This window comes from Streptomyces mesophilus, from assembly GCF_011044995.1.
Lineage (GTDB): Bacteria > Actinomycetota > Actinomycetes > Streptomycetales > Streptomycetaceae > Streptomyces > Streptomyces mesophilus.
The window spans coordinates 1-22820 of the sequence record NZ_JAAKZW010000130.1; the positions used below are offsets into that span (position 1 = coordinate 1).

The 22820-nt window shown below is 71.1% G+C and carries 22 protein-coding genes; 7 read left to right on the plus strand and 15 right to left on the minus strand.

The annotated features are described in order from the left end of the window. Positions 1-9: 9 nt before the first annotated feature. The 9 genes from G6045_RS25845 to G6045_RS25880 form a co-directional block, all read right to left on the minus strand. Entirely contained in the window at positions 10-1332 is a 1323-nt protein-coding gene (locus tag G6045_RS25845; protein WP_328707893.1) for a hypothetical protein, read from the minus strand. Continuing rightward, the gene (locus G6045_RS25850) at positions 1329-3113 is read right to left on the minus strand and encodes a DUF3492 domain-containing protein (protein WP_328707894.1); all 1785 of its coding nucleotides are present in this window, start codon (positions 3111-3113) and stop codon (positions 1329-1331) included. Before G6045_RS25850 ends, G6045_RS25845 begins: the two co-directional genes overlap by 4 nt. A 208-nt stretch (positions 3114-3321) precedes the next feature. Next, positions 3322-4932 carry a dipeptide ABC transporter ATP-binding protein gene (locus tag G6045_RS25855; protein WP_165334497.1) on the minus strand — a complete coding sequence of 537 codons (1611 nt, stop codon included), beginning with the start codon at positions 4930-4932 and terminating at the stop codon, positions 3322-3324. Continuing rightward, positions 4929-5918 (minus strand): ABC transporter permease, encoded by a 990-nt coding sequence (locus G6045_RS25860; RefSeq protein ID WP_165334498.1) that lies wholly within the window; start codon positions 5916-5918, stop codon positions 4929-4931. Before G6045_RS25860 ends, G6045_RS25855 begins: the two co-directional genes overlap by 4 nt. Next, positions 5915-6910, minus strand: coding sequence for an ABC transporter permease (locus G6045_RS25865; protein ID WP_165334499.1), 996 nt, complete (start codon positions 6908-6910; stop codon positions 5915-5917). Before G6045_RS25865 ends, G6045_RS25860 begins: the two co-directional genes overlap by 4 nt. A gap of 22 nt (positions 6911-6932) precedes the next feature. Continuing rightward, positions 6933-8660 (minus strand): ABC transporter substrate-binding protein, encoded by a 1728-nt coding sequence (locus G6045_RS25870; RefSeq protein ID WP_165334500.1) that lies wholly within the window; start codon positions 8658-8660, stop codon positions 6933-6935. A 172-nt stretch (positions 8661-8832) separates the two neighbouring features. Then, the gene (locus tag G6045_RS42205; RefSeq protein WP_328707895.1) at positions 8833-8925 is read right to left on the minus strand and encodes an Ms4533A family Cys-rich leader peptide; all 93 of its coding nucleotides are present in this window, start codon (positions 8923-8925) and stop codon (positions 8833-8835) included. A 76-nt stretch (positions 8926-9001) separates the two neighbouring features. Next, positions 9002-10588, minus strand: a complete 1587-nt coding sequence (locus tag G6045_RS42485) for a DUF3152 domain-containing protein (RefSeq protein ID WP_456243479.1) — start codon at positions 10586-10588, stop codon at positions 9002-9004. A gap of 8 nt (positions 10589-10596) precedes the next feature. Further along, positions 10597-11568, minus strand: coding sequence for an alpha/beta fold hydrolase (locus G6045_RS25880; RefSeq protein ID WP_165334502.1), 972 nt, complete (start codon positions 11566-11568; stop codon positions 10597-10599). A 166-nt stretch (positions 11569-11734) separates the two neighbouring features. On the opposite strand from G6045_RS25880, the gene G6045_RS25885 reads away from it, so the two are divergent. The 4 genes from G6045_RS25885 (at position 11735) to G6045_RS25900 (ending at position 13620) form a co-directional block, all read left to right on the plus strand. After that, complete coding sequence (locus G6045_RS25885) at positions 11735-11944, plus strand: hypothetical protein (protein WP_165334503.1); 210 nt, start codon at positions 11735-11737, stop codon at positions 11942-11944. Between the two features lie 187 nt (positions 11945-12131). Continuing rightward, a complete protein-coding gene (locus G6045_RS25890; RefSeq protein WP_165334504.1) occupies positions 12132-12776 on the plus strand; it encodes a TetR/AcrR family transcriptional regulator in 645 nt (214 codons plus the stop codon). Between the two features lie 141 nt (positions 12777-12917). Continuing rightward, a complete protein-coding gene (locus G6045_RS40945) occupies positions 12918-13145 on the plus strand; it encodes a DUF3107 domain-containing protein (RefSeq protein WP_328707897.1) in 228 nt (75 codons plus the stop codon). A 190-nt stretch (positions 13146-13335) separates the two neighbouring features. Beyond that, a complete protein-coding gene (locus G6045_RS25900; RefSeq protein WP_165334506.1) occupies positions 13336-13620 on the plus strand; it encodes a hypothetical protein in 285 nt (94 codons plus the stop codon). 71 nt (positions 13621-13691) lie between these two features. On the opposite strand, the gene G6045_RS25905 is transcribed toward G6045_RS25900, so the two are convergent. Further along, the gene (locus tag G6045_RS25905; RefSeq protein ID WP_165334507.1) at positions 13692-14426 is read right to left on the minus strand and encodes a ferritin-like fold-containing protein; all 735 of its coding nucleotides are present in this window, start codon (positions 14424-14426) and stop codon (positions 13692-13694) included. A gap of 553 nt (positions 14427-14979) precedes the next feature. Between G6045_RS25905 and G6045_RS25910 the strand changes: the two genes are divergently transcribed. After that, positions 14980-16551, plus strand: coding sequence for a DEAD/DEAH box helicase (locus G6045_RS25910; protein WP_235968305.1), 1572 nt, complete (start codon positions 14980-14982; stop codon positions 16549-16551). A 110-nt stretch (positions 16552-16661) separates the two neighbouring features. Next, positions 16662-17510 carry an alpha/beta fold hydrolase gene (locus tag G6045_RS25915; protein WP_165334508.1) on the plus strand — a complete coding sequence of 283 codons (849 nt, stop codon included), beginning with the start codon at positions 16662-16664 and terminating at the stop codon, positions 17508-17510. 13 nt (positions 17511-17523) lie between these two features. On the opposite strand, the gene G6045_RS25920 is transcribed toward G6045_RS25915, so the two are convergent. From G6045_RS25920 to G6045_RS25930, 3 genes are all read right to left on the minus strand, one after another. Beyond that, positions 17524-18795: a HEAT repeat domain-containing protein gene (locus G6045_RS25920; protein WP_165334509.1), complete on the minus strand. Its 1272-nt coding sequence runs from the start codon at positions 18793-18795 to the stop codon at positions 17524-17526. A gap of 72 nt (positions 18796-18867) precedes the next feature. Then, positions 18868-19533, minus strand: a complete 666-nt coding sequence (locus G6045_RS25925) for a PepSY domain-containing protein (RefSeq protein WP_165334510.1) — start codon at positions 19531-19533, stop codon at positions 18868-18870. Between the two features lie 135 nt (positions 19534-19668). Further along, positions 19669-20565 (minus strand): NYN domain-containing protein, encoded by an 897-nt coding sequence (locus G6045_RS25930; RefSeq protein ID WP_165334511.1) that lies wholly within the window; start codon positions 20563-20565, stop codon positions 19669-19671. Positions 20566-20788: 223 nt separating this feature from the next. On the opposite strand from G6045_RS25930, the gene G6045_RS25935 reads away from it, so the two are divergent. Continuing rightward, on the plus strand, positions 20789-20941 hold the full coding sequence (locus G6045_RS25935; protein ID WP_165334512.1) for a hypothetical protein: 153 nt from the start codon (positions 20789-20791) through the stop codon (positions 20939-20941). Between the two features lie 131 nt (positions 20942-21072). Here G6045_RS25935 and G6045_RS25940 read toward each other — a convergent pair whose 3' ends face one another. Together G6045_RS25940 and G6045_RS25945 are read right to left on the minus strand one after the other, a co-directional pair. After that, positions 21073-21678 (minus strand): MarC family protein, encoded by a 606-nt coding sequence (locus tag G6045_RS25940; RefSeq protein WP_165334513.1) that lies wholly within the window; start codon positions 21676-21678, stop codon positions 21073-21075. A 94-nt stretch (positions 21679-21772) separates the two neighbouring features. Next, positions 21773-22636 carry a PHP domain-containing protein gene (locus tag G6045_RS25945; RefSeq protein WP_165334514.1) on the minus strand — a complete coding sequence of 288 codons (864 nt, stop codon included), beginning with the start codon at positions 22634-22636 and terminating at the stop codon, positions 21773-21775. Between the last annotated feature and the right edge of the window lie 184 nt (positions 22637-22820).

Sequence of the window (22820 nt, forward strand, 5' to 3'; positions counted from 1 at the left end):
GCCACCCCCTCACCGCACAACCTCCGCATGCGCCGAAGCCCGAGTAAGCCGCCGCATCGCGTGAGCGAGCAGCACCGCCGCCGCACCCCCGCAGATCAGAACGGCCACCGCCCCCGGCCCCCACGCGGAGGCCACGCCCTCGACCGGCGCGGACAGGAAGCCGAAGCCCGGGAGCCGACCGCCGAGCGCCGTGGCGAGCGCAAGCGTCTGCGCCGCGCAGGCCACCCCCAGCATCAGCGCACCCGCGTCCGGGAATCCGTGCACCTCGAGCAACCGCGCGAGCAGCAGCAGCGCCCCGAGGGCCACCGCGGGACCCACGCCCCGCGTCCCCTCCCCGAGCACCGCTCCGGACGCGAGCAGCAGCCCGGTCAGCACGGCGAGGAAGACCGCGAACACTCCGCAGAGCAACGGCCGTACGGCGGCGGCGAAATCGTCGAGCCCCCGGCTGACGGCCAGCGTCCGCGCGCTCTGCACCGCGAAGACCCGCGCACACCAGGCCGCGGGCGCCACGGCGAGCGCGAGCCCGAGCAGGGGCGCCGTGCGCAACGGCCAGGGCCCGTCGGGCCCACCGGACAGGACGCCGTCGAGCAGTCCCTCGCCGACCAGCGCATACGCGAGCAGGAACCCGGTCCACGCCCGCGTGGCCGGCACCTGCCGCCCGAGCACCCGCAGCGGCCCTTGCCGCAGCGCGACCCTGAGCGCGACCCCCACGGCGAGCGCGCCCAGCACACCCGCGAAGAGCTTCGCCGACCCCGACGTCAGGTCGAGCGCGGCCACCGCCATGGCGCAGACCGCCCCCGGCAGCATCGCGAAAGCAGCCCAGCCGACCGGGACTTGAGGCCCGGCGGCCCGAGCCTCCGACTGCGACAAGGCAGCCGCGGAAGACCCGCCGGTCGCTCCGGACGCACCCGACGCCGACTCGTCGTCCCGCTCCGCCCGCGCGTACATCTCCTCGGCCAGCGAGAACACATCGCGATGCCGGAAGCGGGCCGCGGTCCGGTCGGTGACGCCATGCGCCTCCAGACCGGCGGCGATCTCCAGCGGATCCACCGCCCGTTCGCACAGCTCACGGTGACGGTGCATCAGCGCCTTCACCGGATCGACCGCGCCCCTGCGGCCCCCGGGCTTGCGCGTCTTGCCCTTGACGGCGGGCACATCGGCCACCCGTGACCCGGCACGCGCGTCCGAACCTGCGGCGCCCACCGTGAGCGCCGAGTCGGACAACACCTCCTCGGAGCGCGTGTCCCAACTCCCGGGGCTGGCCGGGGTGATGGGAGCGTCCGGCACAGCCTCGTCGGGGCCGGCACTCGACGCCGTACGGAATTCGCTCACCGCTCCCCCTCCCCCGCGGCACCGACCCCGACAGGCTCATCGCCCGCCGCATCTGTCCGACCCGCATCCGCGCGGCCCGCATCCGTCCGGCCCGCATCCGCCCGGCCCGCATTCGTCCCGCCCTCGGACGGACCCTCCGCGCCCAGGGCCCAACTCGGCCCGGACGCACCCGGTTCCTCCCGCAGCCCGGACCCCGTCCAGCGCCCCGGCACGTACACCTCCGCCGGGTTGGCGAACGGCTGCGGCTCCCCGGCCTCGTCGAGCGCGTCCCGCCGTACGGGATGGTGCGAGACGATCTCGAGGTAAATGCCGCGAAATGCCGCGATGTTCTGGTCCACCGTGAAGAGTTCGAGCGCCCGCGCACGCGCCGCCGCCCCAAGACGGTCCCGCCGCTCGGTGTCCCGAAGCAGCGCGAGACAGGCATCGGCGAGCGCGCGCGGATTGCGCGGCGGCACCACGAGCCCCGTACCGCCGATGACCTCGACCACCGCGCCGACATCCGTGGACACGGTGGCCCGGCCGCAGAACATCGCCTCGACCAGGCTGATCGGAAAGCCCTCGACCACGCTGGAGAGCACCACGACGCTGCCGGCCGCATAGGCGTCGGCCAGCTCGGGAACCTCGGGACCGCCGATCTCCTCGAACGAGACCGGGTTGTCCCCCACCGCGTGCACCCCCTCCGCCTCATCGGGGAAGAGCTGCGCCGCAAGGGCCGTGCAGTGCGCGAGATATGTGGCCGCCTCGGGCCCGTCCGCGGGCGCGCCCACGATCCTGAGCCGCGCCTTGGGCTCCTCCTTGCGGATCTCCGCGAAGGCGTGCAGCAGCGCGATCAGATCCTTGGACGGCTCGATCCGGCCGACCCACACCAGGGTGTCCGGATCGGCGAGCTCGGTGGACTCGCCGACCTCCGCGAAGCGCGAGGCCTCCATGCCCGGATATACGGTGCGCAGCTTGGCCTTGTCGGCCCCGCATCTCTCCTGCCAGCGCCGCGCATGGGTGTTCCCGGGCGTGATCAGCGTGGCCTGCCGGTAGACCTCGGTGGCGAGCCGGCCGTGGAAGCCCGCGAGCAGCGCACGCGCGGGCGCACTCAGCGCTCCCGCGGCCCCCAAGTAGTGCGCCCTGAGCTGCACTCCGTACTCGGTGACGAGCAGCGGCACCCCGTAGAAGTGCTTGGCGAGCAGGCCCGGCAGTGCGGCCGCGCCCCCCGACGCGGCATGGCACAGGTCGACCGCTCCGAGGCCGCCCTCGACCTCCTCGTACCAGTCGAGCGAGAGCGGTCGCAGGGTGCGCCCGATCAGTCCGGTGACGGTCAGCAGGTCGGCGACCCGCGCCTCGCGCGCGGCCCGCGGCGCACCGGGCGCCCGGCAGGCCTTCTCCAGCGCGTCGACCGCCGCCTCGGAGCGCAGCGCACGGGCGAGTCCGCCCTCTTCGCGCTCCAGGTCGGCAAGCCCGTACAGGGCGTTGGCGAAACGGTCCTCCGCCGCGCCCCCCTCGGCACAGATGGCCCCCGCCAACTCCCCCCAGTGCCCGGCGAAACGGCGCCGCGCCCGCCTTCCGTACACCACTCCGTCGTCCTCGGCGGTCCACAGGGGAGCCGTCCGCACGCGATGCACCTGGGGCGGCAGTTGGATCCACCCCTGTTCCTCCTGGTGCGCGCTGCGGCTGAGCGCGAAAATGTCGAACTCATGCCGGTCGAGCCCCCGCACCAGGCGGTCGCACCAGAGCCTGGCCTCACCCGTCACATACGGATAGCCACCCTCCGTGAGCAGTCCGATGCGCACGAGTACACCCCCGATCCTTCTTTGACTGGGGCTCCGTGGTCACGGGCGCCCCCCGCGAAACGAACGTATGCGGATATGCCGGTGGCGCGATGGACGGTTGTCCATCGCGCCACCAGAAGGGGTGAACGGCCGTAACTTTCCTGGCCGGGTAGCGTTTGATCGCGCTAGGCGCGCAATCGGTCACGCAAGGTGAGGCTCGCGGTACGGGTCAGGCCACCTCCGCCAACTCCCGCCGCTCGGACCGCCGCAGCGCGGCCGCCGACGGATCGAGCGCGGGTACGGCGGCGAGCAGCTGCTTCGTGTACGGGTCCTGGGGAGCGCCGTACACCTCCGCGACCGTCCCCGACTCCACCACGCGCCCGCGCCGCATGACGGCGACCCGGTCGCTGACCTGCCGTACCACCGCCAGATCATGGGCGATGAAGACCAGCGCGAGCCCGAGCTCGCGCCGCAACTCGTCAAGGAGATCGAGGACTTGGGCCTGCGTGGTCACGTCGAGGGACGACACGGGCTCGTCGCAGACGATCAACCGCGGGGACGGCGCGAGGGCACGCGCGATGCATACCCGCTGGCGCTGGCCACCGCTGAACTCGTGCGGATACCGGTCGTAGTGCGCCGCCTCCAGGCCCACCCGGACGAGGAGTTCGTCCACCCGGGCCCGTATGCGCCCTTCGTCCTTCTCGCCGCGCGCCCGCAGCGGGTCGGCGATGGATTCGCCGATCGAGCGGCGGGGGTTGAGCGCGGAGCCCGGGTCCTGGAAGACCATCTGCACCTCCGCCGTACGGGAGACACTGCCGCCGTCCGGGGCCAGCAGCCCGACGAGCATCCGGCCGAGGGTGGTCTTGCCTGAGCCCGATTCGCCGACGATGCCCAGGGTTTCGCCCGCGTGCACCGCGACCGAGACCCCGTCGACGGCCGTGAAGGCCTTGGCCCGCTTGCCGTAGACCTTGCGCAGATCCCGGGCCTCGAGGACGGGCTCACCGGCGCCGGCCGGGGCAGCAGCCTCGGCCTCGAAGCGGGGCCCGGGCACGGACGCGCGCCCCGCCCCCTCGATCCGCGGCACCGCCGCCAGCAACTCCCGCGTATACGCCTGCGAGGGCGCCGCGAGCACCTCCCCCACCGGACCCCGCTCGACCACCTTGCCGTGCCGCATCACCAGGATGTCGTCGACGCTCTCCGCCGCGACGCCCACGTCATGCGTGACAAGGAGCAGCCCCAACCCGGTCTCGGCCCGCAGCTCGTGCAGCAGATCGAGGATCTGGGCCTGCACGGTCACGTCGAGCGCCGTCGTCGGCTCGTCCGCGATCAGCACCCGGGGTTCGCACGCGAGCGCCATCGCGATCAGCGCGCGCTGACGCATCCCGCCGCTGAACTCGTGCGGCCGCGACCGCGACCTGCGCGCGGCATCGGCGATCCCCACCCGGTCGAGCACCTCCACGGCCCGCGCGCGGGCGGCCCGCCGCGAGACCTTTCGATGCACCCGGTACACCTCGGCGATCTGGTCGCCGACCGCGTAATACGGGTCGAGCGCGGAGAGCGGGTCCTGGAAGACCATGGCCGCCTTGCCGCCGCGCAACGCCCGCAGCTCGGGGTCCGAGGCCGCCGCCACATCGACGCCGGCGACCTCGACCGCGCCCGCCACGGACGCGCCCGTCCCGCGGTGCAGACCGAGCAGCGCGTACGCGACCGTCGACTTGCCGGATCCCGACTCCCCCACCACGCCGAGCGCGGCGCCCGGCTCGAGGGTGAAGGAGACCTTGTCGACCGCCCGTACGGAGCCGAAGTCCACGGACAGGTCGGTCACTTCGATCAGGCTCATGCGAGCACCACCCGTCGGTCGGCCACCGCGTACAGGACGTCGGCGACGGTGTTGGCGAGGACGACGAAGAAGCCGATGACGAGGACCAGGCCGACCACCACGGGCAGGTCCACGGTCCGTACGGCCTCGACGAGTTCGCGGGCGAGCCCGGGGATGCCGAACAGCGACTCGGTGAGCACCGCGCCGCCGAACATCGTGCCGAAGTCGAGTGCGCTCAGCGCGATCACGGGCGCCACCGCGCCCCGCAGGGCATGCCGCCCGAGGATCGCCCGCTCGCTCACGCCGAAGGCGCGGAAGGTGCGGACGTGGTCCTCGGCGAGGGTCTCCAGCATCGAACTCCTGGTCAGCCGCGCGTACTTCGCCGATTCGAGCAGCGCGAGCGCGAACCAGGGAAGCAGCAGATTCCACATCCACTGCTCGGGGTCCTCGGTGAGCGGGACGTACTGCGGGAAGGGCAGCCAGGCGAGCGTCGAGCAGAAGACGATGATCAGGAGCAGCCCGATCACGAAGACCGGGGTCGCCGTGCCGGCCAGCGTGAGCCAGGTCAGGACGCGCTCGGAAAGCCGCCCGCGCCGCCACACCGACAGCACACCGGTGCCGACCCCGATGATGATCCACAGGACGAAGGCCCCGGTCACCAGCGAGGCCGTGACCGGCAGCTTGGCCAGGATCAACTCGGTGACCTGCTGGTCGCTCTGGTACGAGAAGCCGAGGCAGGGCGCCCCGCAGTGGGCGATCTCGGTGCCGGTGGAGTAGTCGCGGCCGGCCACGATGCCCTGGAGGAAGTGCCAGTACTGCGCGTACACCGGGTCGTCCAGGCGCAGTTGCGCGCTCACCTGGTCGATCTGGGCCGTGGAGCAGCGCGGTCCGCAGGCGATCCGGGCGACGTCGCCGGGGGCCACGTAGAAGACGGCGTAGACGAGAACGCTCAGGGCGAAGAGCACGAACAGCGCCCCGCCCACACGTCGCAGCAGGAAGCCGGTCATCGCGAACTCCTCTTGCGCATACGGGCCTTGGCGGCGCCGACCTTGAGCCGCGACTCCGCCCGCGGATCCAGCGCCACGCGCACGCCTTCGCCGAGGACGGTCAGGGAGAGCACGGTGACGAAGAGCAGGGAGGCCGGGATGAGCAGATACGTGGGCGCCGTGGCGTACCACGTGTCGGCCTCGGTGATCATCTGGCCCCAGGACGGCGTGGGCGGCTTGATGCCGATCCCGAGGAACGAAAGCGCCGCCTCCACCGAGATGTTGGCGGGCACGAGCAGCGCCCCGTACGTGATGACGGGCGCGGCCAGCGAGGGCAGCAGTTCACGGCGGGCGATCCGCCAGGTCGACCAGCCGCTGAGCCGGGCCGCCGCGACATGGTCGAGCGACTTCAGGGCGAGCGCCTGGGCGCGTACCACCTTGGAGGTGCCTGACCAGCCGACCAGGCCCACGACCACGGCGATCAGGACGGGGCGCGGCACCGACTGCGGGACGATCGCGAGCAGCGCGAGCGCCATCACCATCAGCGGCAGCGCGACGACCACGTCCGTGAACCGGCTGATCGCCTGGTCCACCCAGCGGTTGCCGAGCGCGGCCGCGAGCCCGAGCGTGACACCGAGCGCCAGCTGGACGACGGTCGCGAACAGGGCGACGCCGAGCGAGACCCGCGCCCCGTACACGATCCGTGCGAACAGATCGCGTCCGGTGCCGGGTTCGACGCCGAGCCAGTGCTCGGCGCCGATCCCGCCGAAGGACCCGAGCGGTACGCCGCCGGCCGCGGAGTCCACGGCCTCCGGGTGGTACGCGTTCGGGTCCTGGCCCGCGAGCGCGGTGAGCAGCGGTGCGGCAAGGGCCACCAGGACGAGCAGGGCGACGACCACCGCCGCCGCGAGGGCGGCGCGCTGCGTCCGCAGCCGCCGCCAGAACGAACGGGCCCCGGAGGCGGGGGCGGCCTGGACCGCCCCCGCCTCCTTGACCAGAAGTGCCTCAGTCATGACAAGTGCTCGGCAACCGCGGTCACTTGACCGAGACCTGCGAGATGTCCAGGACACCCGTCCAGTCGCTGATCACGACGTTCTTGATGTCCTTGCCGTACAGGCGCTTGTAGACGGGGTGGAACAGCGGCACCGTCAGGGCCTGCTCACCGATCTTCTGGTCCAGGGCGCCCCAGCGTGCGGCCGCCGCGTCCAGGTCGGTCAGCTTGTTGATCTCGTCGATCTCCTTGTTGACCGCGGGGTCGTTCAGCTCGGCCGCGTTGTAGTTGCCCGAGCCTTCCTTGACGATCTGCCGCCCGTCGAAGATCGGTGCGATGAACGGGCCGCCGGAGGGCCAGTCGGCACCCCAGTGCGCGAGGAAGAGCCCGGGCGCGCTCTTCACGTTGTGGATCTTCTCGCTGTAGTCGTTGGACTCCAGGCCGTCGAGCTCGACCGTGAACCCGGCCTTCTGCAGCGCCTCCTGGAGCGCTGTGGCGATCTCGGGGCTGGTCTCGAAGTCCTTGTCGGTGGAGTGCGTGAGCTTGATCTTCAGACCGTCCTCGTGACCGGCCTCCTTGAGCAGCTCCTTCGCCTTGTCCGCGTTGCCCGTCTCACCGGCCGGGAAGTGGTCGTACTTCGTGTACCCGAAGGACTTCTGCGGCGGCAGGAAGGTGGTCGCGGGCTCGGCGAGCGAGGAGCCGCCGGCCGCGTTGATCACCGAGGAGCGGTTCACGGCGTACGAGATCGCCTGGCGCACCTTCGGGTCGTCGAAGGGCTTCACCTTCGGGTTGAACGCCAGGTAGTTGACGTATCCGAAGTGCCCGGTGCCGACCCGCTCGGCCAGCTTCTTGTCGCCGCTGACCTTGGCGAGCTCGGCAGGACCGAGGTTGGTGTCGGTGGTGACGGCCGCGGCGTCCGCGCCCTGGCTGGCCTGCAGCCGCTGGTTGATGACGGCGGAGTCGAGACCGGAGCGGACGTCGATCCTGTCCGGGTAGGCCTTGCGCTCCTCGTCGGTCTTCGGATCCCAGTGCTCGTTGCGCTCGAGGACGAGGTGCTCGCCGTCGTTCTCGTTCTTGACGACCTTGTACGGGCCCGAGGAGACCGGGTGCTCCTCGTACTTGGTGCCCTTGTCCTTGGCCTTCGGGACCGGCGCGAACTGCGTCTGCGTCGCGAGATACGGGAACTCGCCCTCCGGCTTGTTCAGCTTGAAGACGATGGTGCGCTCGTCCGGGGTCTCGATCGAGTCGAGTCCCTTCTTCGACTTGTACGGGCCTTCGTAGTCGGCGCCGCCGATCAGCCAGTCCCTCAAGTAGGGCGCGCCGCCGGACAGTTCGGCCGCGAAGGACCGCTCGATGCCGTACTTGATGTCGGCCGAGGTAATGGGCGCCCCGTCCTCGTACTTCAGGCCCTCCTTGAGGGTGTACGTCCAGACGGTGGCGTCCTTGTTGGGCTTGCCCAGGTCGGTCGCGAGGTCCGGCACGACCTCGGCGCCGGGCGCGCCGTCCTCGCGGTTGCGGGTGGTGAGCGTACGGAAGACCAGGCTCGGGACGTTGCCGCCGCCCGATGTGTAGAGGCGGGCCGGGTCGAAGTCCTGCTGCGGGTTGGAGTTGAGGACGCTGAGCGTGCCGCCCTTCGCGGGCTTGCCGTCCGCACCCGAACCGCCGCCGCCCGAGGAGTCCTCGGGGCCCGCGCAGGCGGCGAGGCCCGCGGCCAGGACGAGGCTGACGGACGCGCCGGCGACACGGCGGGATATGACGGATATGCGACTCATCGCAAGGAGACCTCTCGGGATCACGGAACGGGGCAGGAAGGCACAGCAGGTGCATCGGATTCCGCCCCGGCGCAGAGCAGCGCCAAGAACCCTTGAGGAGAGGTGAAGTGGTGGTCGTCACGGACCGGAAAGAGACCGTCGCGGACCGACGCACACGCCAGGGGCGGGTACGTCAGCGACAGTGGATGTCGGCGGCGCAGAGCGCGCTCACGCCGAACAGCGCCAGCTCAAGGGCGGCGCTCGCAGAGGCGTGACGGGTCGACATGGCGAGAAATATCCATGACCATCGCCGGGAAGTCAAAGCAATGAGACGACGATCTCACGATGCGGGATGATATTGCTCAACTGTTGGGATACACCCAGGGGTTGGCCTTGCACTTGATGCCGTCGTGGTCCAGGAACTTCGTCTGCTGCTGCATCACCGGGGCGAGACCGCCGTCCACGCTGCAGCTCACATGGTTGAACCCGAGCCGGTGCCCGACCTCGTGATTGATCAGCATCTGCCGGTACGCGAAGATCGCGGCGCCATAGGTCTCGGCGCCCTGCGCCCACCGGTCGGCGTTGATCATCACGCGGTCCGTGGCCGCCGAGTCGCACGAGACGTTGTCCTGTGTCGTGTCGAGCCCGGACTTCTCGCACCAGGTGGCGGTGGTGCCACGGCTGGCCAGCGTGATCACGAAGTCGGCCTTGCCGCTGGATATCCGCTCGAAGGTCCGCGCACCCTTGTGCGCCCAACTCCGTTCGTCGTTCAGGGTCTTCTGCACGGCCTCGGCGAACAGCGCGCCGTCCAGGCCGAGTCCCTTCTCGACATCCACGCGGTAGCGGAACTTCTGCCCGGTGCCCGGCGCCTTGTCGAGCCCGCCGACCGCCTCGAAGTCCCCGCTCGCCTGCTTCGGCGGCAGCGCGGCCTTCTTCGCCATCTTCTGCTCGTACGAGAGCGGCTGCTGCCCGGCGGGCGCCTGACGTGCGTCGGAGCGCGAGGCCTCGGAGGCGTCGCCCCGCTCGCCGCCCTGGGCGTCGGCGGCCCGCGTCTGCGGATCCTGCTCCCGCCCGTCGGCCACCTGACCGGCGACGACCACGGCGAGCACGGTGGTCACGGCGGCGGCCGCGATCCCGGTGAACGTCAGCCCCTTGGTCTTCTTCTGCGGCGGATCGGGCTGTACGGGAGCGGCGGCGGGCGCCTCGTCCTCGGACAGCTCGTGCCGGAAGTCGGTCACGGCGGCGTACGGGTCGTGGGGCGGGCGACGCGCGGCGGGATCGAAGAGATCCGGCTCGTCGTCAATGGGGCCTCCCCTGCTCGAGCGCAGCCGAGAGCTTGGGGAAGGATCCAGCCCGTCGAACGCGGAGACGTACTCACCACGCGGCCCGGGGATACGGGGCTGCGGGCCCGTGGACGAGATACGGGGTTGCGGCCCGGTCTGGGTGACGCGAGGTTGCGGCCCGGTCTGGGTGACGCGGGGCTGAGGCCCGGTCTGGGTTACGCGAGGCTGTGGCCCGGTCTGACCGATCCGGGGCTGCGGCCCCGTCTGACCGACGCGCGGCTGCGCACCGGTCCCGGATATCGCGCCCCATCCGCCCCCGGCCTCCCGCTGCTGCGGATGCGGCCGGCCGGCGCCCGGCGGCGGCACCCGCGGGGTGCCGTGGGCCGGGGTCCCGTCGGGGCGTACCCGCGGAACTCCGTGCGGAGGCGTCATCGCGGGACGGGCCTGGGGCACTCCGTGCGGAGGCGTCATCGCCGGACGCGCCTGCGGCACACCACGCGGCGGGGTCGGATCGGTCCACCCCTGGTTCGGACCCGGCGGCGGGCCGGAACGCCGACGGCGCCCCGTACCGTCAGGCGCGGCGGAAGCCCCGGATCTGCCGGGGACGACGGGTATGGCGCCCGTGTCGCTGTCGCCCTTGCCGCCCTTGCGTGCGTGCCTGCCCACTCCCCGCCTCAGCTCTCCACCGTCAAGTCGCCTTGCGCGGCGAGCAGTTCACGTACCGCCGTGGCCACCACGTCCGGGTACTCCATCATCGCCACATGCCCCGCCTCTGGCAACGAAAGGAGACGGGAGCCACGGAAGGCACGCGCCGCTCTCTGTGCCATCCGGTAGGAGACCAGCTGATCGCGCCCGCCGTAGACGAGCAGCGTCGGCGCGAGCACCCGCTCGGCCTGCCGCCACAGTCCGTGCTGGCCACCGAGGGTGTACGCGTCGACGATGCCACGCGCCGAACGGGCCATCGCGTCCCAGAAGTACGGCAGTTGAAGCCGCCGCTCCATCTCCTGCACCGCGTGCGCGAATCCCTCGGGCGTGACCATTTTCGGATCGCCGTAACAGAGCGACATCACGCCGCGCGTGCGCTGCTCCGGCGTCCAGTCCTTGGTCAGCCGCGCGAAAAGCTGCGCGACGCCCGGCAGCGCCACCAGCGCGGTCGGCACCGCGGTGCGCTGCACCCGGATCTCCGGCAGCGCGGGAGAGACCAGCGTCAGGGTGCGTACGAGATCGGGACGTACCGCCGCGACGCGGGTCGCGACCGCACCGCCCATCGAGTTGCCGAACAGGTGCACCGGACCGCGGCCGCTCGCGTCGAGCAGCCGGATGACGGCGCGGGCGTGCCCGGTCACCGAATAGTTGCCGTCGTCCGGCGGCGGCGAGTCGCCGAAGCCGGGCAGATCGACCGCCTCGCAGTCCAGGACGTCCTCGAGCAGCGGCATCAGCGCCGACCAGTTCTGCGAGGAACCACCGAGCCCGTGCACGAACAGCGCGGGCGCCAGACCGGCACGCACCGGGGGTCTCGAACGCACCGTGAGCGTCAGCCCCGGCAGGGACACCTGGCGCAGCTTCTCGCCCTCGGCGACCCGCACCGGCAGCGTTTTCGGGGTCACCGCGGCGGCGACGGCACCCGGAAGCTCGGTCGAAGACATACGGCGATGTTACGAGACGATCACGCGTTGGATCACGTGTTCGCGGTCACACGATCGCGTAGCGCACGGAAACGGACTCTCCTACGCTCATGGAGGAAGGGCATACGCCCAGGAAGCATGGGCACACGCCCTGGCCCCTGACTTCTTACGAGAGAGGGAGCCAGTCATGACGGTCGACCCCACCGAACCGGACACCTTCGAGGAAGACGACGCGCTCGGCCCGGAGGCGCCGGAGGCCGACGCCGCCGAACAGCACCGCGAGCTGCTGCAGCAGGACGACGAGCCGGAACCGCGCTTCGATCCGTCCAGCGCCGACCCGGCCGACGCCGTGGAACAGTCGAGGGTGGTGAGCCAGGACGAGGACGACTACCGCTGACGGACTGATGTTCGCAGGCGGCCGCTTTGCCCTCGTATCCAGGCTTTACGGGGCTTTCCACCGGGCCGGACAAGCGTCCGGTCCATGAAATTCTGCCTCCGAGCCGCGCACACGACGGTTACCGAAAAGTACGATGACGAAGCGGCAGCACAACCGCACACGGAACAGCCATGTATGGGGAGGCGGCGTGACAGCCACCGAGCAGACCGAGGCCGCGGCCCGTCCGCGGGGCACCCGCCTGCCGCGCCGGGCCCGCCGCAATCAGCTTCTGGGCGCGGCCCAGGAAGTCTTCGTTGCGCAGGGTTACCACGCGGCGGCGATGGACGATATCGCCGAGCGCGCGGGCGTCAGCAAGCCGGTGCTCTACCAGCACTTCCCCGGCAAGCTCGACCTCTATCTCGCCCTGCTCGACCAGCACTGCGAGTCGCTTCTGACGGCGGTCCAGGCGGCTCTGGAGTCCACCACGGACAACAAGCTGCGGGTCGCCGCGACGATGGACGCGTACTTCACCTACGTCCAGGACCAGGGCGGCGCGTTCCGTCTGGTCTTCGAGTCGGACCTCACCAACGAGCCGGCCGTGCGCGAGCGCGTCGAGAAGGTCACGCTCGAATGCGCCCAGGCGATCGCCGTGGTGATCGCGGAGGACACCGGCCTGTCCAAGGACGAGTCGATGCTGCTCGCCGTCGGCCTCGGCGGCTTCGCCCAGGTCGTGGCGCGCTACTGGCTGCACAGCGAGTCCAAGGTCGACCGCGACAAGGCCGTCGAGCTCCTCACGTCGCTGGCCTGGCGCGGTGTGGCGGGCTTCCCGCTGCACGGCACGGACCAGCACTAGGTCGCGTCCGGCGCCGTATTCCTCGCGGCTGTTCGCTGCGAGCGTGCACGGCGGCGCGCTGCCGAGTCCCCTCACCGGGCTAATGTGTGCTGCGTACGGCGCGGACGCCCGCGCACCACTGACCGTCGGAGGGACATAGCCGTGGAGGTCAAGATCGGCGTGCAGCACGCGCCGCGCGAGATCGTTCTGGAGAGCGGCCAGACCGCCGCAGAGGTCGAGAAGGCGGTGTCCGAGGCACTGAGCGGAAAGTCTCAGCTGCTCACTCTCGTGGACGACCACGGCCGCAAGGTCCTGGTGCCGGCCGAGCGGCTCGCGTATGTCGAGCTCGGTGAGCCGACCTCGCGCAAGGTGGGCTTCAGCGCCCTCTGAGCCGCGCCGCCTCAGATGAACAGGGCGGGCCCCGGAGATGAACTCTCCGGGGCCCGCCCTTTTGTCGCCCGCTTGTCGCCCTCTTGTCGCCGCAGGCGTCAATTCACCTGAAGCGAAAGGAGGGTTGCATTCCGTGCGCCCCGGGTAGGACCGGCTGTGACCGATTTGCACCCTGGCCGCGGGAGGACCCATGTTCCTGGAAGCGCTCGCCTCCGTACTCCTCGGCCTGGCCCTCGCCCTGCTCGCGGGGCACCGGCTCGGGCACCGGCTGCCGGCCCGCAATCTGGTCCTCGCGACCGGTGCGGCGGGCGCCTTGTTCGGCGCCTTCGTCACCCACTCCGCGCTGGGCCCCGGCCATGCGCTCCCGGTCCTGGGCGGTGCGGTGGTCGTCGCGGTGGCGCTGCTGTCGCTCCTGGTGCGGCCTGCGGGAAGGGGTAACTCGGCCCGGTCAGGGCGTTCCGTGCACGCCCACTGAGGCCGGGCCGAACCGGCAGGAACCTACGCGGCAAACCCCGGAGCCGGCACGCGGCAAGCCCCGGAGCCGACCTACGCGGCAAGCCCGAGCGCCGCCATCCGCTTCGTGTGCGCCTCGGTGATCCGCGAGAACATCCGGCCCACCTCGGCCAGGTCGAACCCGTCCGCGACCCCGCCCACGAGCATCGTGGACAGCGCGTCCCGGTCGGCGACGACCCGCTGCGACTGCGACAGGGCCTCGCCCATCAGCCGGCGGGCCCACAGCGCGAGCCGTCCGCCCACCCGATGGTCGGCGTCGATCGCGGCCCGCACCTTCTCCACGGCGAAGGACGCGTGGCCGGTGTCGTCCAGGACGGCGAGCACCAGGCTGCGCGTGTCCGAGTCGAGCCGGGCCGCGACCTCCCGGTAGAAGTCCGATGCGATCGAGTCGCCGACGTACGCCTTGACCAGGCCCTCGAGCCAGTCCGACGGCGCCGTCTGCTTGTGGAAGCCGTCGAGCGCGGCCACGAACGGGTCCATCGCCTCGACCGGCTCCGCACCGATCGCCGAGAGCCGGTCCCGCAGCTGCTCGAAGTGGTGGAACTCGGCCGAGGCCATCTTCGCCAGCTCCGCCTTGTCACCGAGCGTCGGCGCCAGCTTCGCGTCCTCCGCGAGGCGCTCGAACGCGGCGAGCTCGCCGTACGCGAGCGCACCCAGGAGGTCGACGACCGCGGCGCGGTACTGCGGGTCCGCACTGGCCGTGGCCCAGTCCTGGGCTGCGATTCCGGTCGGCGACGGGGCTTCCGGGGTGTTGTCAGGCGTCTCCATGAACCGCACAATAGCCCGCCCGCAGGGCCTCGTAAGGCCCTGGTCATCGGCTGTGACCAGCGTGACGTGAGGAATTTGACAGACACGCCTGCAGGTACTCGGGGTACAGTGGTAATGCGCCCGCTGAGCCGTGGCCGGTTTTCCCCTGCGTACGAGACGTACGGAGAGTGGATCGGCCGCCTCGACGGGCCATCCCGAATGAGGATGCCCGGTCGGTGGCCCGATCGGCTCCGACCCGACAGCCCTCAAATGACGTACATGGATGTACGTCCCAGAGGGGCCCCTCAGCGGCACGAGCGCTCGAGCGACGGCTGTGGTCCCGCGCCACCCGGCCTGCGCCAAGCGGCCGGAAGCTACCGGCTCGGCCACCGGCGGACTGCTTTTTTTTGCAGGTCCCGCCCGGTCAGACCCCCAGCGTTCGCCTTGTGCCGCGTCTCACAGAAGAGGCAGCATCCTGAACACGCCTACGACTTTCCGAGAGCTCGGAATCCTTTCCGAGACCGCCGAGGCCCTTGAGGCCGTCGGCATCACCACTCCGTTCCCGATCCAGGAGATGACGCTCCCCGTAGCGCTCTCCGGCTCCGATGTCATCGGCCAGGCCAAGACCGGCACGGGCAAGACGCTGGGCTTCGGCCTGCCGCTGCTCGAGCGCGTCACGGTCCCCGCCGACGTCGAGGCGGGCCGGGCCAAGCCCGAGGACCTCACCGAGGCGCCGCAGGCGCTCATCGTGGTCCCCACCCGAGAGCTGTGCACCCAGGTCACCAATGACCTGCTCACCGCCGGCAAGGTGCGCAATGTGCGCGTCCTGGCCATATATGGCGGCCGTGCCTACGAGCCGCAGGTCGAGGCCCTCAAGAAGGGCATCGACATCGTCGTCGGCACCCCGGGCCGGCTGCTCGACCTCGCCGGACAGAAGAAGCTGAACCTGTCCAAGGTGAAGTGCCTGGTCCTCGACGAGGCCGACGAGATGCTCGACCTGGGCTTCCTGCCCGACGTCGAGAAGATCATCAACCTCCTTCCGGCCAAGCGTCAGACCATGCTGTTCTCGGCGACCATGCCGGGTGCCGTCATCGGCCTCGCGCGCCGCTACATGTCGCAGCCCACGCACATCCGCGCCACCGCGCCGGACGACGAGGGCCAGACCGTACGGAACACGGCGCAGTTCGTGTACCGCGCGCACTCCATGGACAAGCCGGAGATGATCTCCCGCATCCTGCAGGCCGAAGGCCGTGGGCTCGCGATGGTCTTCTGCCGTACGAAGCGCACGGCGGCCGACATCGCCGACCAGCTCGAAAAGCGCGGCTTCGCCTCCGGCGCCGTCCACGGCGACCTGGGCCAGGGCGCGCGTGAGCAGGCGCTGCGCGCGTTCCGCAACGGCAAGGTCGATGTGCTCGTCTGCACCGATGTCGCCGCGCGCGGTATCGATGTCGAGGGCGTCACGCACGTCATCAACTACCAGTCGCCGGAGGAGGAGAAGACCTACCTCCACCGCATCGGCCGCACCGGCCGCGCGGGCGCCAAGGGCATCGCGATCACGCTGGTCGACTGGGACGACATCCCGCGCTGGCAGCTGATCAACAAGGCGCTCGAGCTGGACTTCAACGACCCGGTCGAGACGTACTCCTCGTCCCCGCACCTCTTCACCGACCTCGACATCCCCGAGGGCACGAAGGGTGTGCTGCCGCGCGCCGACCGCACGCGTGCGGGTCTGGACGCGGAGCAGCTCGAGGACCTGGGCGAGCCGGGCGGCCGTAACTCCCGCGGTTCCTCGCGTCGTGGCCCCAAGGCCGCGACGGAGACCGAGGAGCGTCCGGCCCGCACGCGCACGCCGCGTCAGCGTCGCCGTACCCGTGGCGGTGCCACGGTGGACGAGGCGGCCGCTCCGGCGGCCACCGAGGCTCCGGCCGCCGAGGCTCCCGCCGCCGAGTCGGCGGAGGGTGCGGCCAAGCCGCGCCGCCGCCGCACGCGGACCCGCTCGGGTGCGGAGTCGGCTCCGGCCGCCGTCGCCACCGAGGAGAAGCCGGCCGCCGTGGCCGCGGAGTCCGAGTCCGCGGAGGGTGCGGCCAAGCCGCGCCGCCGCCGCACGCGGACGCGCAAGCCGTCGGCCGAGCAGCCCGAGAGCTGACGTCACGCACGTCGTGGCCCGGTCCCCTCACGGGGGCCGGGCCACGGTGCGTTTCCCCCTCGCCGCGCCCCTGAAGGCCGGTGGTCGTCCGCAGCGGTTAGCCTCGCCCCATGAGCAGGCCGCCCACTTTCGTGCCGCCCCCGTGCGCCCACGCCGCCGTCCTCCGTACCGCGCGCGGCGACTTCGCCGTCATCGACGCACGGCCGAGCGGCACACCCAGAGGAACCGTCGTCCTGCTCCCCGGGTTCACCGGCAGCAAAGAGGACTTCATCGCGCTGCACGAGCCGCTGGCGGCGGCCGGGTACCGCAGCATTGCCGTCGACGGCCGCGGGCAGTACGAGTCCGAGGGCCCGGGGGACGACCAAGCGCCGTACGCACAGGGCGAGTTGGCGCGTGACGTGCTCGCCCAGGTCGAGGCGCTGGACGCCGGCCCCGTCCACCTCGTGGGCCATTCGCTCGGCGGCCAGATCTCCCGCGCGGCCGTACTCCTGGACGCCTCGCCCTTCGCGTCCCTCACCCTGATGTCCTCGGGGCCCGCGCAGATCTCCCCCTCGCAGCAACAGCGCGCCAAGCTGCTGCTCGACGCGCTGGCCGTGATGGACATGGCGCAGGTGTGGGAGGCGATCCAGGCCCTCGACGCCCCCGAGGAGACGGATACGGACGCCGAACTGCGCGGCCGCTGGCTGCGCCACAGCCCGGCTCAACTCACCGCCACGGGACGCCAGTTGCTGACCGAACCCGACCGCGTGGACGAACTCGCCGCCGTACCGCTGCCGAAGCATGTGGTGTCCGGGGAGCGGGACGACACCTGGCCCGTGCCGCTGTTCGACGAGATGGCGCGCCGGCTCGGCGCCGAGCGGAGCGTCATCGCCGGGGCCGAGCACTCCCCCAACACCGATCAGCCGGCGCACACCGCCGCCGCACTCCTCGCGTTCTGGGACGGACTCGGGGAACGCTGAGCGGCCCGGCGGTTCAGGGGTTCGAGGGGTTCCGTTCCCAGCGCCACGTCCAGATGGCAGAGACCCGGTGGTCGTGCTCCGAGACGCGCGGGACGGTCAGCGTGCCCAGGCTCTCGATCGCCTCGTCCGTCCGCGGGTCGTCGCGGAGCAGCAGCCCGTGGACGGCGTTGAGCCGTGCGTTGAGCTCACCTTCGTGCACCAGGTCCGCGAGGGCGTCGGTGACGGCGGGTGTGCGGTCGGGGCAGGGCGCAGCGTACTCGGCGACGAAGGCGCGGACTTGGGGGTCGGGGTCCCGGAGCAGGGCCACGAGCGCGGCCGACACCTCGGCGCTGCCGTCGTGGGCAACGGCCAGGCACCAGCCGGCCTGCGCTCGTACGGTGGAGTCCTCGTCCCGCGCGAGAGCCAGCAAGGCGACCCGGGCGGCAGGACCGGCCGCCGCTCCCCCGTCGAGGAGCAGGGAGGGGACGCGGGCGCGCACGACGGCGGCGGGATGGTCCACGTGCCCGAGCCCGACGGCTTCGAGTTCCCCGTGCTCCGTATCGCTCAGCACGTCGAGTACGGCGGCGAGCACCTCGGGGTCGTCTTCGCCCTCGGCGACCCAGGCGGTGAGCAGCTCGGCCGCTTCCTTGTCGTAGGAGTTGCGCCGACTCCCCTGCGAGAACACGTACCAGCGCAGGACATCGACGACGAAACGACGATGCAGCGGATCCGGATCATGCCGATAGGCCGTCACCGCCGACCAGGTCTGCCTGCTGCGGCGTTCACCGAGCACCCAGCGCGCGGCCGTCCACGTCACGTCGTCCGGATCGCCCGCCGACACGGCGCGGGCCACCAGCTCGTCCACGGGCGTCAGGATGCGGAAGGTCCACTCCAGACCGGTCAGGATCGCCAGATGGCCGGCGCGGACCGTGTGCCCGGCGAGCGACAGCTGCGTCACGTTGTCGTACTCGTCCTCCACGACCTCGGCCCGCACAGGGCCCGACGCGCCCGTTCTGCGGCGCAGTTCGGCCTCGGCGCCACGCTCGTGCCACTGCCTCGCCCGGCCGAGCAGCGACTCCCGTACGGACGCGGGCAGCCGCAGCCCGGGATCGCGGCCCAGGACGGCCGCCACCATCGCCGGCGAACCGGCCTCAACCGCCCTGATCAGAGGGGTGGTTCCGTCCGGCAGCGCGAGGTCCGGGTCCGCGCCGCTCTCGATCAGCGCTCTCGCCACGTCCAGGTCGTACGCGGCCACGGCCGCGCAGAGCACCGGCAGCCCGTCCTCCGTCGGCGCACTGTCACTCAAGCCCCGCCCCCTGTCCCCGTACCGCCGTCTGTCCCCGTACCGCCCATCGCGCGGGCGGTCGGTCTTCCCGGGTCAGTCCTCCTGGTCCGTCTCCTTGGAGACGACCTCGCCGGTCTTCGCGTCGATGTCCAGCTCATGCTGTACGCGGCCGTCGGTGACCTCGACGTCCCACTTCGGGCGCTGTTCGGTGCCCTGGATCGAGATCTTGGAGACATAGCCGCCGCCGGCGTTCTCGAGCGCCTTGTCCGCCGCATCGTCCAGGGAGACGGACGCCGCGTCCAGCTTGGCGAGCGGGTACTTCAGGCGGTCGCGCTGGCCGTCGGGGATCCGGTCCTCGTGGGTGCGGACGACCTCGCCGCTGGTCGCGTCGACCGTCACGTTGTGCACGCGCGGCTCGTCCGTGATCAGGTCGACCTCCCAGTCGCCGTCGCCGTCGTCGTCGTACTCGGCCTCGGTGACCTTGGCGTCGGGGACTTCCTTCTGCGCGGCCGCGATCGCGTCGTCGTACGCGACCTTCGGGCCGTCCTGTGCCGCGGAGGCGTCACCGGCCGTGTCCGGCTCGTTGGCCGCGGCGGAGGAAGCGGCGGACGCGGCGCTGCTCACGCGCTCGCGCGGTTCGTCCGCGCTCGAGTCGCTGTCCGACGAGCACGCGGCGACGGAGAGCACCAGCGCTCCGGACAGGGCACCCATCGCCCACAGCCTGCGGGTGCGGGTCAGGGGGCGGCGGCTGCTGGTCATCAGGGACTCCCTCGCGTCGTATGGCTGTGTGCTGCCGACGGGACGAATCGCCGACCCCCATACGATCACATACAGACCTGAAGCCCGCCTGAAGAGGACAAAACGCCAGGTCGGACAGGCCCTCTGCGCGTGGTCTCAGACCTGCCCCTGGAGGTGATCCCAGAAGCCGTCCCGCAGCGCGCGGCGCAGATCCGCCTGACCGCGCAGCGAGTACTGGAGCAGGCGCTCGGCCTCGACCAGGAGGTCCTGGTCGACCGGGCCCGGCAGATACGGATGGCCGGGCAGCAGCTCGACCATCGACTGGCGGCCGCGCGCACCCAGCCAGGTCGCGGCGATCTGCGCACCGACGAAGCGGACGTCCTCGCGGCCGGGCCGGGGCGCGGCCGGATCGTAGGCGGTGTCGGTGCGGCGGGCGACGTACGGCTTGACGAAGTCGAGCTCGAGCGTGCGCTGGCTGTCGACCTCCCACAGGAGGGGCTCGGCCTGGTTGCGGCCGTCGGGCGCCTCGATGCCCCAGAGGTGGACGCGGGCGCCGTACCCCTGTGCGGCCTCGACCGCCGAGACCAGGTCCTCGTCGCCGCCGAGCAGCGCCGCGTCACTGATCGCGCGGTGCCGGGCGAGGGACTCCAGATCGCTGCGGATCAGCGAGTCGACGCCCTTCTGCTGGTTGTTCGCGTTGAGGTTGCCGAGGCGGACCTTGACGTCGGGGAGCTCGGCGATCGTCTGCTGCTCGGAGGTGTGGATACGGCGACGCGCACCGTCGTACCAGTAGACGCGCAGCAGCCGGCTGTCCGCGAAGATCGTGCGGGCCTTGTCGATCAGCGCGTCGATCAGACCTTCCGCGTCGAGGTCGAACGCGCGGCGGTCCTCCGTACCGGCGACGAGCCGGCCGGCCGCGGCGTAGAGATAACCCGCATCGACGAAGATCGCGTGGGTAGAAGGAGTTTTGGAGACCTCGGCGAGCATGCGTTGCAGCAGCTCATTGGTGTGATCGATACGCGTCGACAGCACACCCAGCTCTTCTTGGTTCATAGGGCAGCCATTCTCCGGCCGGTCACGCTGCGAACACAAGCGGTCTCGCTACTCGCAGGTAATTAGACGAGGAAAAAATTTCCTTAGCGTAGGGAATGTTTGTAGGGTGCAAGCCGTTGGACCATATGTAACGCGCTGGGAGTCCTCGCGACATGCAGCGCGAACACACACATAGTTCACTTAGTTCTCCTTCAGGAGGATCACCAGACGAAGGGAGAAGCCCTTGCGCTTCGAGATCATGCGCCTGGACGATGTCAACGGAACCGCCGTGGACAGCACCGTCGTAGACGCCGCCTCCGTCAACCGGATCGTGCAGCAGGCCGCCGCTACCGGCCAGCGCATCTATATCCGCCCGGCCACAGGCACGGCTTCGTAATGCCGTGCAGCTGCTCGCGTTGTTGATAAAGACGTAGACGTACGAGGCCCCCGCGCACCGATGCGCGGGGGCCTTTCGCGTGCCCGGATCAGCCCGGATCCGTATCCGTGGGTGGGGCCGTTGCCCTGGCCCTACGACCCCTGGATGACCTGGGTGACGCCGTTGATGATCTGCTGCACGGCGATCGCGGAGAGCATCATGCCCGCCAGGCGGGTGACCAGGACGACGCCGCCGTCCTTGATCACGCGGATGATCACGAGCGAGTAGCGCATGACGACCCAGAGCACGACATGCATCGCGACGATCGCGGCCCACACCGAGAACTGGCCCTTGAACCCCTCGGCGTCCTGCACGGCGAGGATCACCGAGACGATCGCGCCGGGCCCGGCGAGCAGCGGCATGCCCAGCGGGACGAGGGCGACGTTGACGTCCTTGGTCTGCTTGGGCTCGTCGGTCTTGCCCGTCAGCAGATCGAGCGCGATGAGCAGCAGGAGCAGACCGCCGGCGATCATCAGGGCCGGGACCGAGACATGCAGATAGTCCAGGATCTGATGGCCGACCAGGCCGAACACGGCGATCACCCCGAAGGCCACGCACACGGCCTGGAAGGCCATCCGGCGCTGGACCTTCGCGGGGCGGCCCGCGGTCAGGGCGAGGAAGATCGGAGTGACCCCGGGCGGGTCCATGATCACGAAGAGGGTCAGGAAGAGGGAGCCGAATACGGCAGCGTCGAACACAGGGAAGCCTTGCGGGAGTTGAGGGTGAGCGGGTGAGCACGCGGGCACGCGGCGTCGGCGCTTCGAGGGGTACGAGAGGGACGCGGCGCGCGGGTTACGCCGGGACTCCCCCGGTGCCGGGCACGGGGAACGCCCCCGTCGCACGGCGGATGATCTCCCCGTAGACCTCGGGGTCGGTGGTGTACTCGCCGAGCAAGCAGGTCTTGCGGCTGCCGTGATAGTCGCTGGAGCCGGTCGCGAGCAGGCCGAGCTCACCGGCGAGACCCTTGAGCCGGGCGCGGGTCGCCGGCTCGTGGTCCATGTGGTCGGCCTCGATCCCGTCGAGACCGGCTTCGGCGAGCCGCGCTATGGCTTCCACGGGGACGACCTCGCCGCGCTTGACGGCGAGCGGGTGCGCGAAGACCGTGACGCCGCCGGCCGCCTTCACCAGGCGGATCGCCTCGAACGGGTCGAGCTCGTGCTTGTCGACGTACGCGCGGCCGCCGTTGGCGAGCCAGTCGGCGGTGAAGGCGTCGGAGACGGTGGGCACGACGCCCAGCTCGACGAGCGCCTCGGCGATGTGCGGCCGCCCGAGCGAGCCGTCCCCGGCGATCCGGGCGACATGCTCCCACTCGATGTCCACGCCGAGCTCCTGGAGCTTGCCGACCATGGCGCGGGCGCGGGGGACGCGGTCATCGCGGACGAGCTCGCGTTCGGCGAGAAGAGCGGGCTCATCGGGGTCGAAGAGATACGCGAGCAGATGCAGGCCCGTGCCGTTCAGCCGGCAGGAGAGCTCGGCCCCGGTCACGAGCGTGAGCCCCTCGGGCAGCGCCTTCACCGCTTCGGCGTGCCCCCGCGTGGTGTCGTGATCGGTCAGCGCCACCACATCGAGCCCGGCGTCCCCGGCCTTGCGCACGAGCTCCGCGGGGGTGTCGGTGCCGTCGGAGGCCGTGGAGTGGGTATGCAGATCAATCCGCACGGCTGCTCCTCTCGGCGATCGACGGGTTCGGACGACGCTCCAGGATAACGGGGGGTTCGGGGGTGCTCGGTCCGTGCGGGTTCGGGGGTGCTCGGTCCGTGCGGGTTCGGCTGGGGGCGCGGTCTCCGTTGCCGGGTGCGGCTGGGGTCGCCTCTCCGGGCGCGGGGCCGGCGTGGGCGGTGGG

Bases quoted from the DNA above. Each gene is read 5' to 3' on its own strand.
- G6045_RS25905 (WP_165334507.1), bottom strand. From the start codon at position 14,426: ATGGAGACGCCTGACAACACCCCGGAAGCCCCGTCGCCGACCGGAATC.
- G6045_RS25925 (WP_165334510.1), bottom strand. From the start codon at position 19,533: ATGACCAGCAGCCGCCGCCCCCTGACCCGCACCCGCAGGCTGTGGGCG.
- G6045_RS25910 (WP_235968305.1), top strand. From the start codon at position 14,980: ATGACGCTCCCCGTAGCGCTCTCCGGCTCCGATGTCATCGGCCAGGCC.
- G6045_RS25855 (WP_165334497.1), bottom strand. From the start codon at position 4,932: ATGAGCCTGATCGAAGTGACCGACCTGTCCGTGGACTTCGGCTCCGTA.
- G6045_RS25865 (WP_165334499.1), bottom strand. From the start codon at position 6,910: ATGACTGAGGCACTTCTGGTCAAGGAGGCGGGGGCGGTCCAGGCCGCC.
- G6045_RS25880 (WP_165334502.1), bottom strand. From the start codon at position 11,568: ATGTCTTCGACCGAGCTTCCGGGTGCCGTCGCCGCCGCGGTGACCCCG.
- G6045_RS25860 (WP_165334498.1), bottom strand. From the start codon at position 5,918: ATGACCGGCTTCCTGCTGCGACGTGTGGGCGGGGCGCTGTTCGTGCTC.
- G6045_RS25870 (WP_165334500.1), bottom strand. From the start codon at position 8,660: ATGAGTCGCATATCCGTCATATCCCGCCGTGTCGCCGGCGCGTCCGTC.
- G6045_RS25930 (WP_165334511.1), bottom strand. From the start codon at position 20,565: ATGAACCAAGAAGAGCTGGGTGTGCTGTCGACGCGTATCGATCACACC.
- G6045_RS42205 (WP_328707895.1), bottom strand. From the start codon at position 8,925: ATGTCGACCCGTCACGCCTCTGCGAGCGCCGCCCTTGAGCTGGCGCTG.
- G6045_RS25915 (WP_165334508.1), top strand. From the start codon at position 16,662: ATGAGCAGGCCGCCCACTTTCGTGCCGCCCCCGTGCGCCCACGCCGCC.
- G6045_RS25900 (WP_165334506.1), top strand. From the start codon at position 13,336: ATGTTCCTGGAAGCGCTCGCCTCCGTACTCCTCGGCCTGGCCCTCGCC.
- G6045_RS25885 (WP_165334503.1), top strand. From the start codon at position 11,735: ATGACGGTCGACCCCACCGAACCGGACACCTTCGAGGAAGACGACGCG.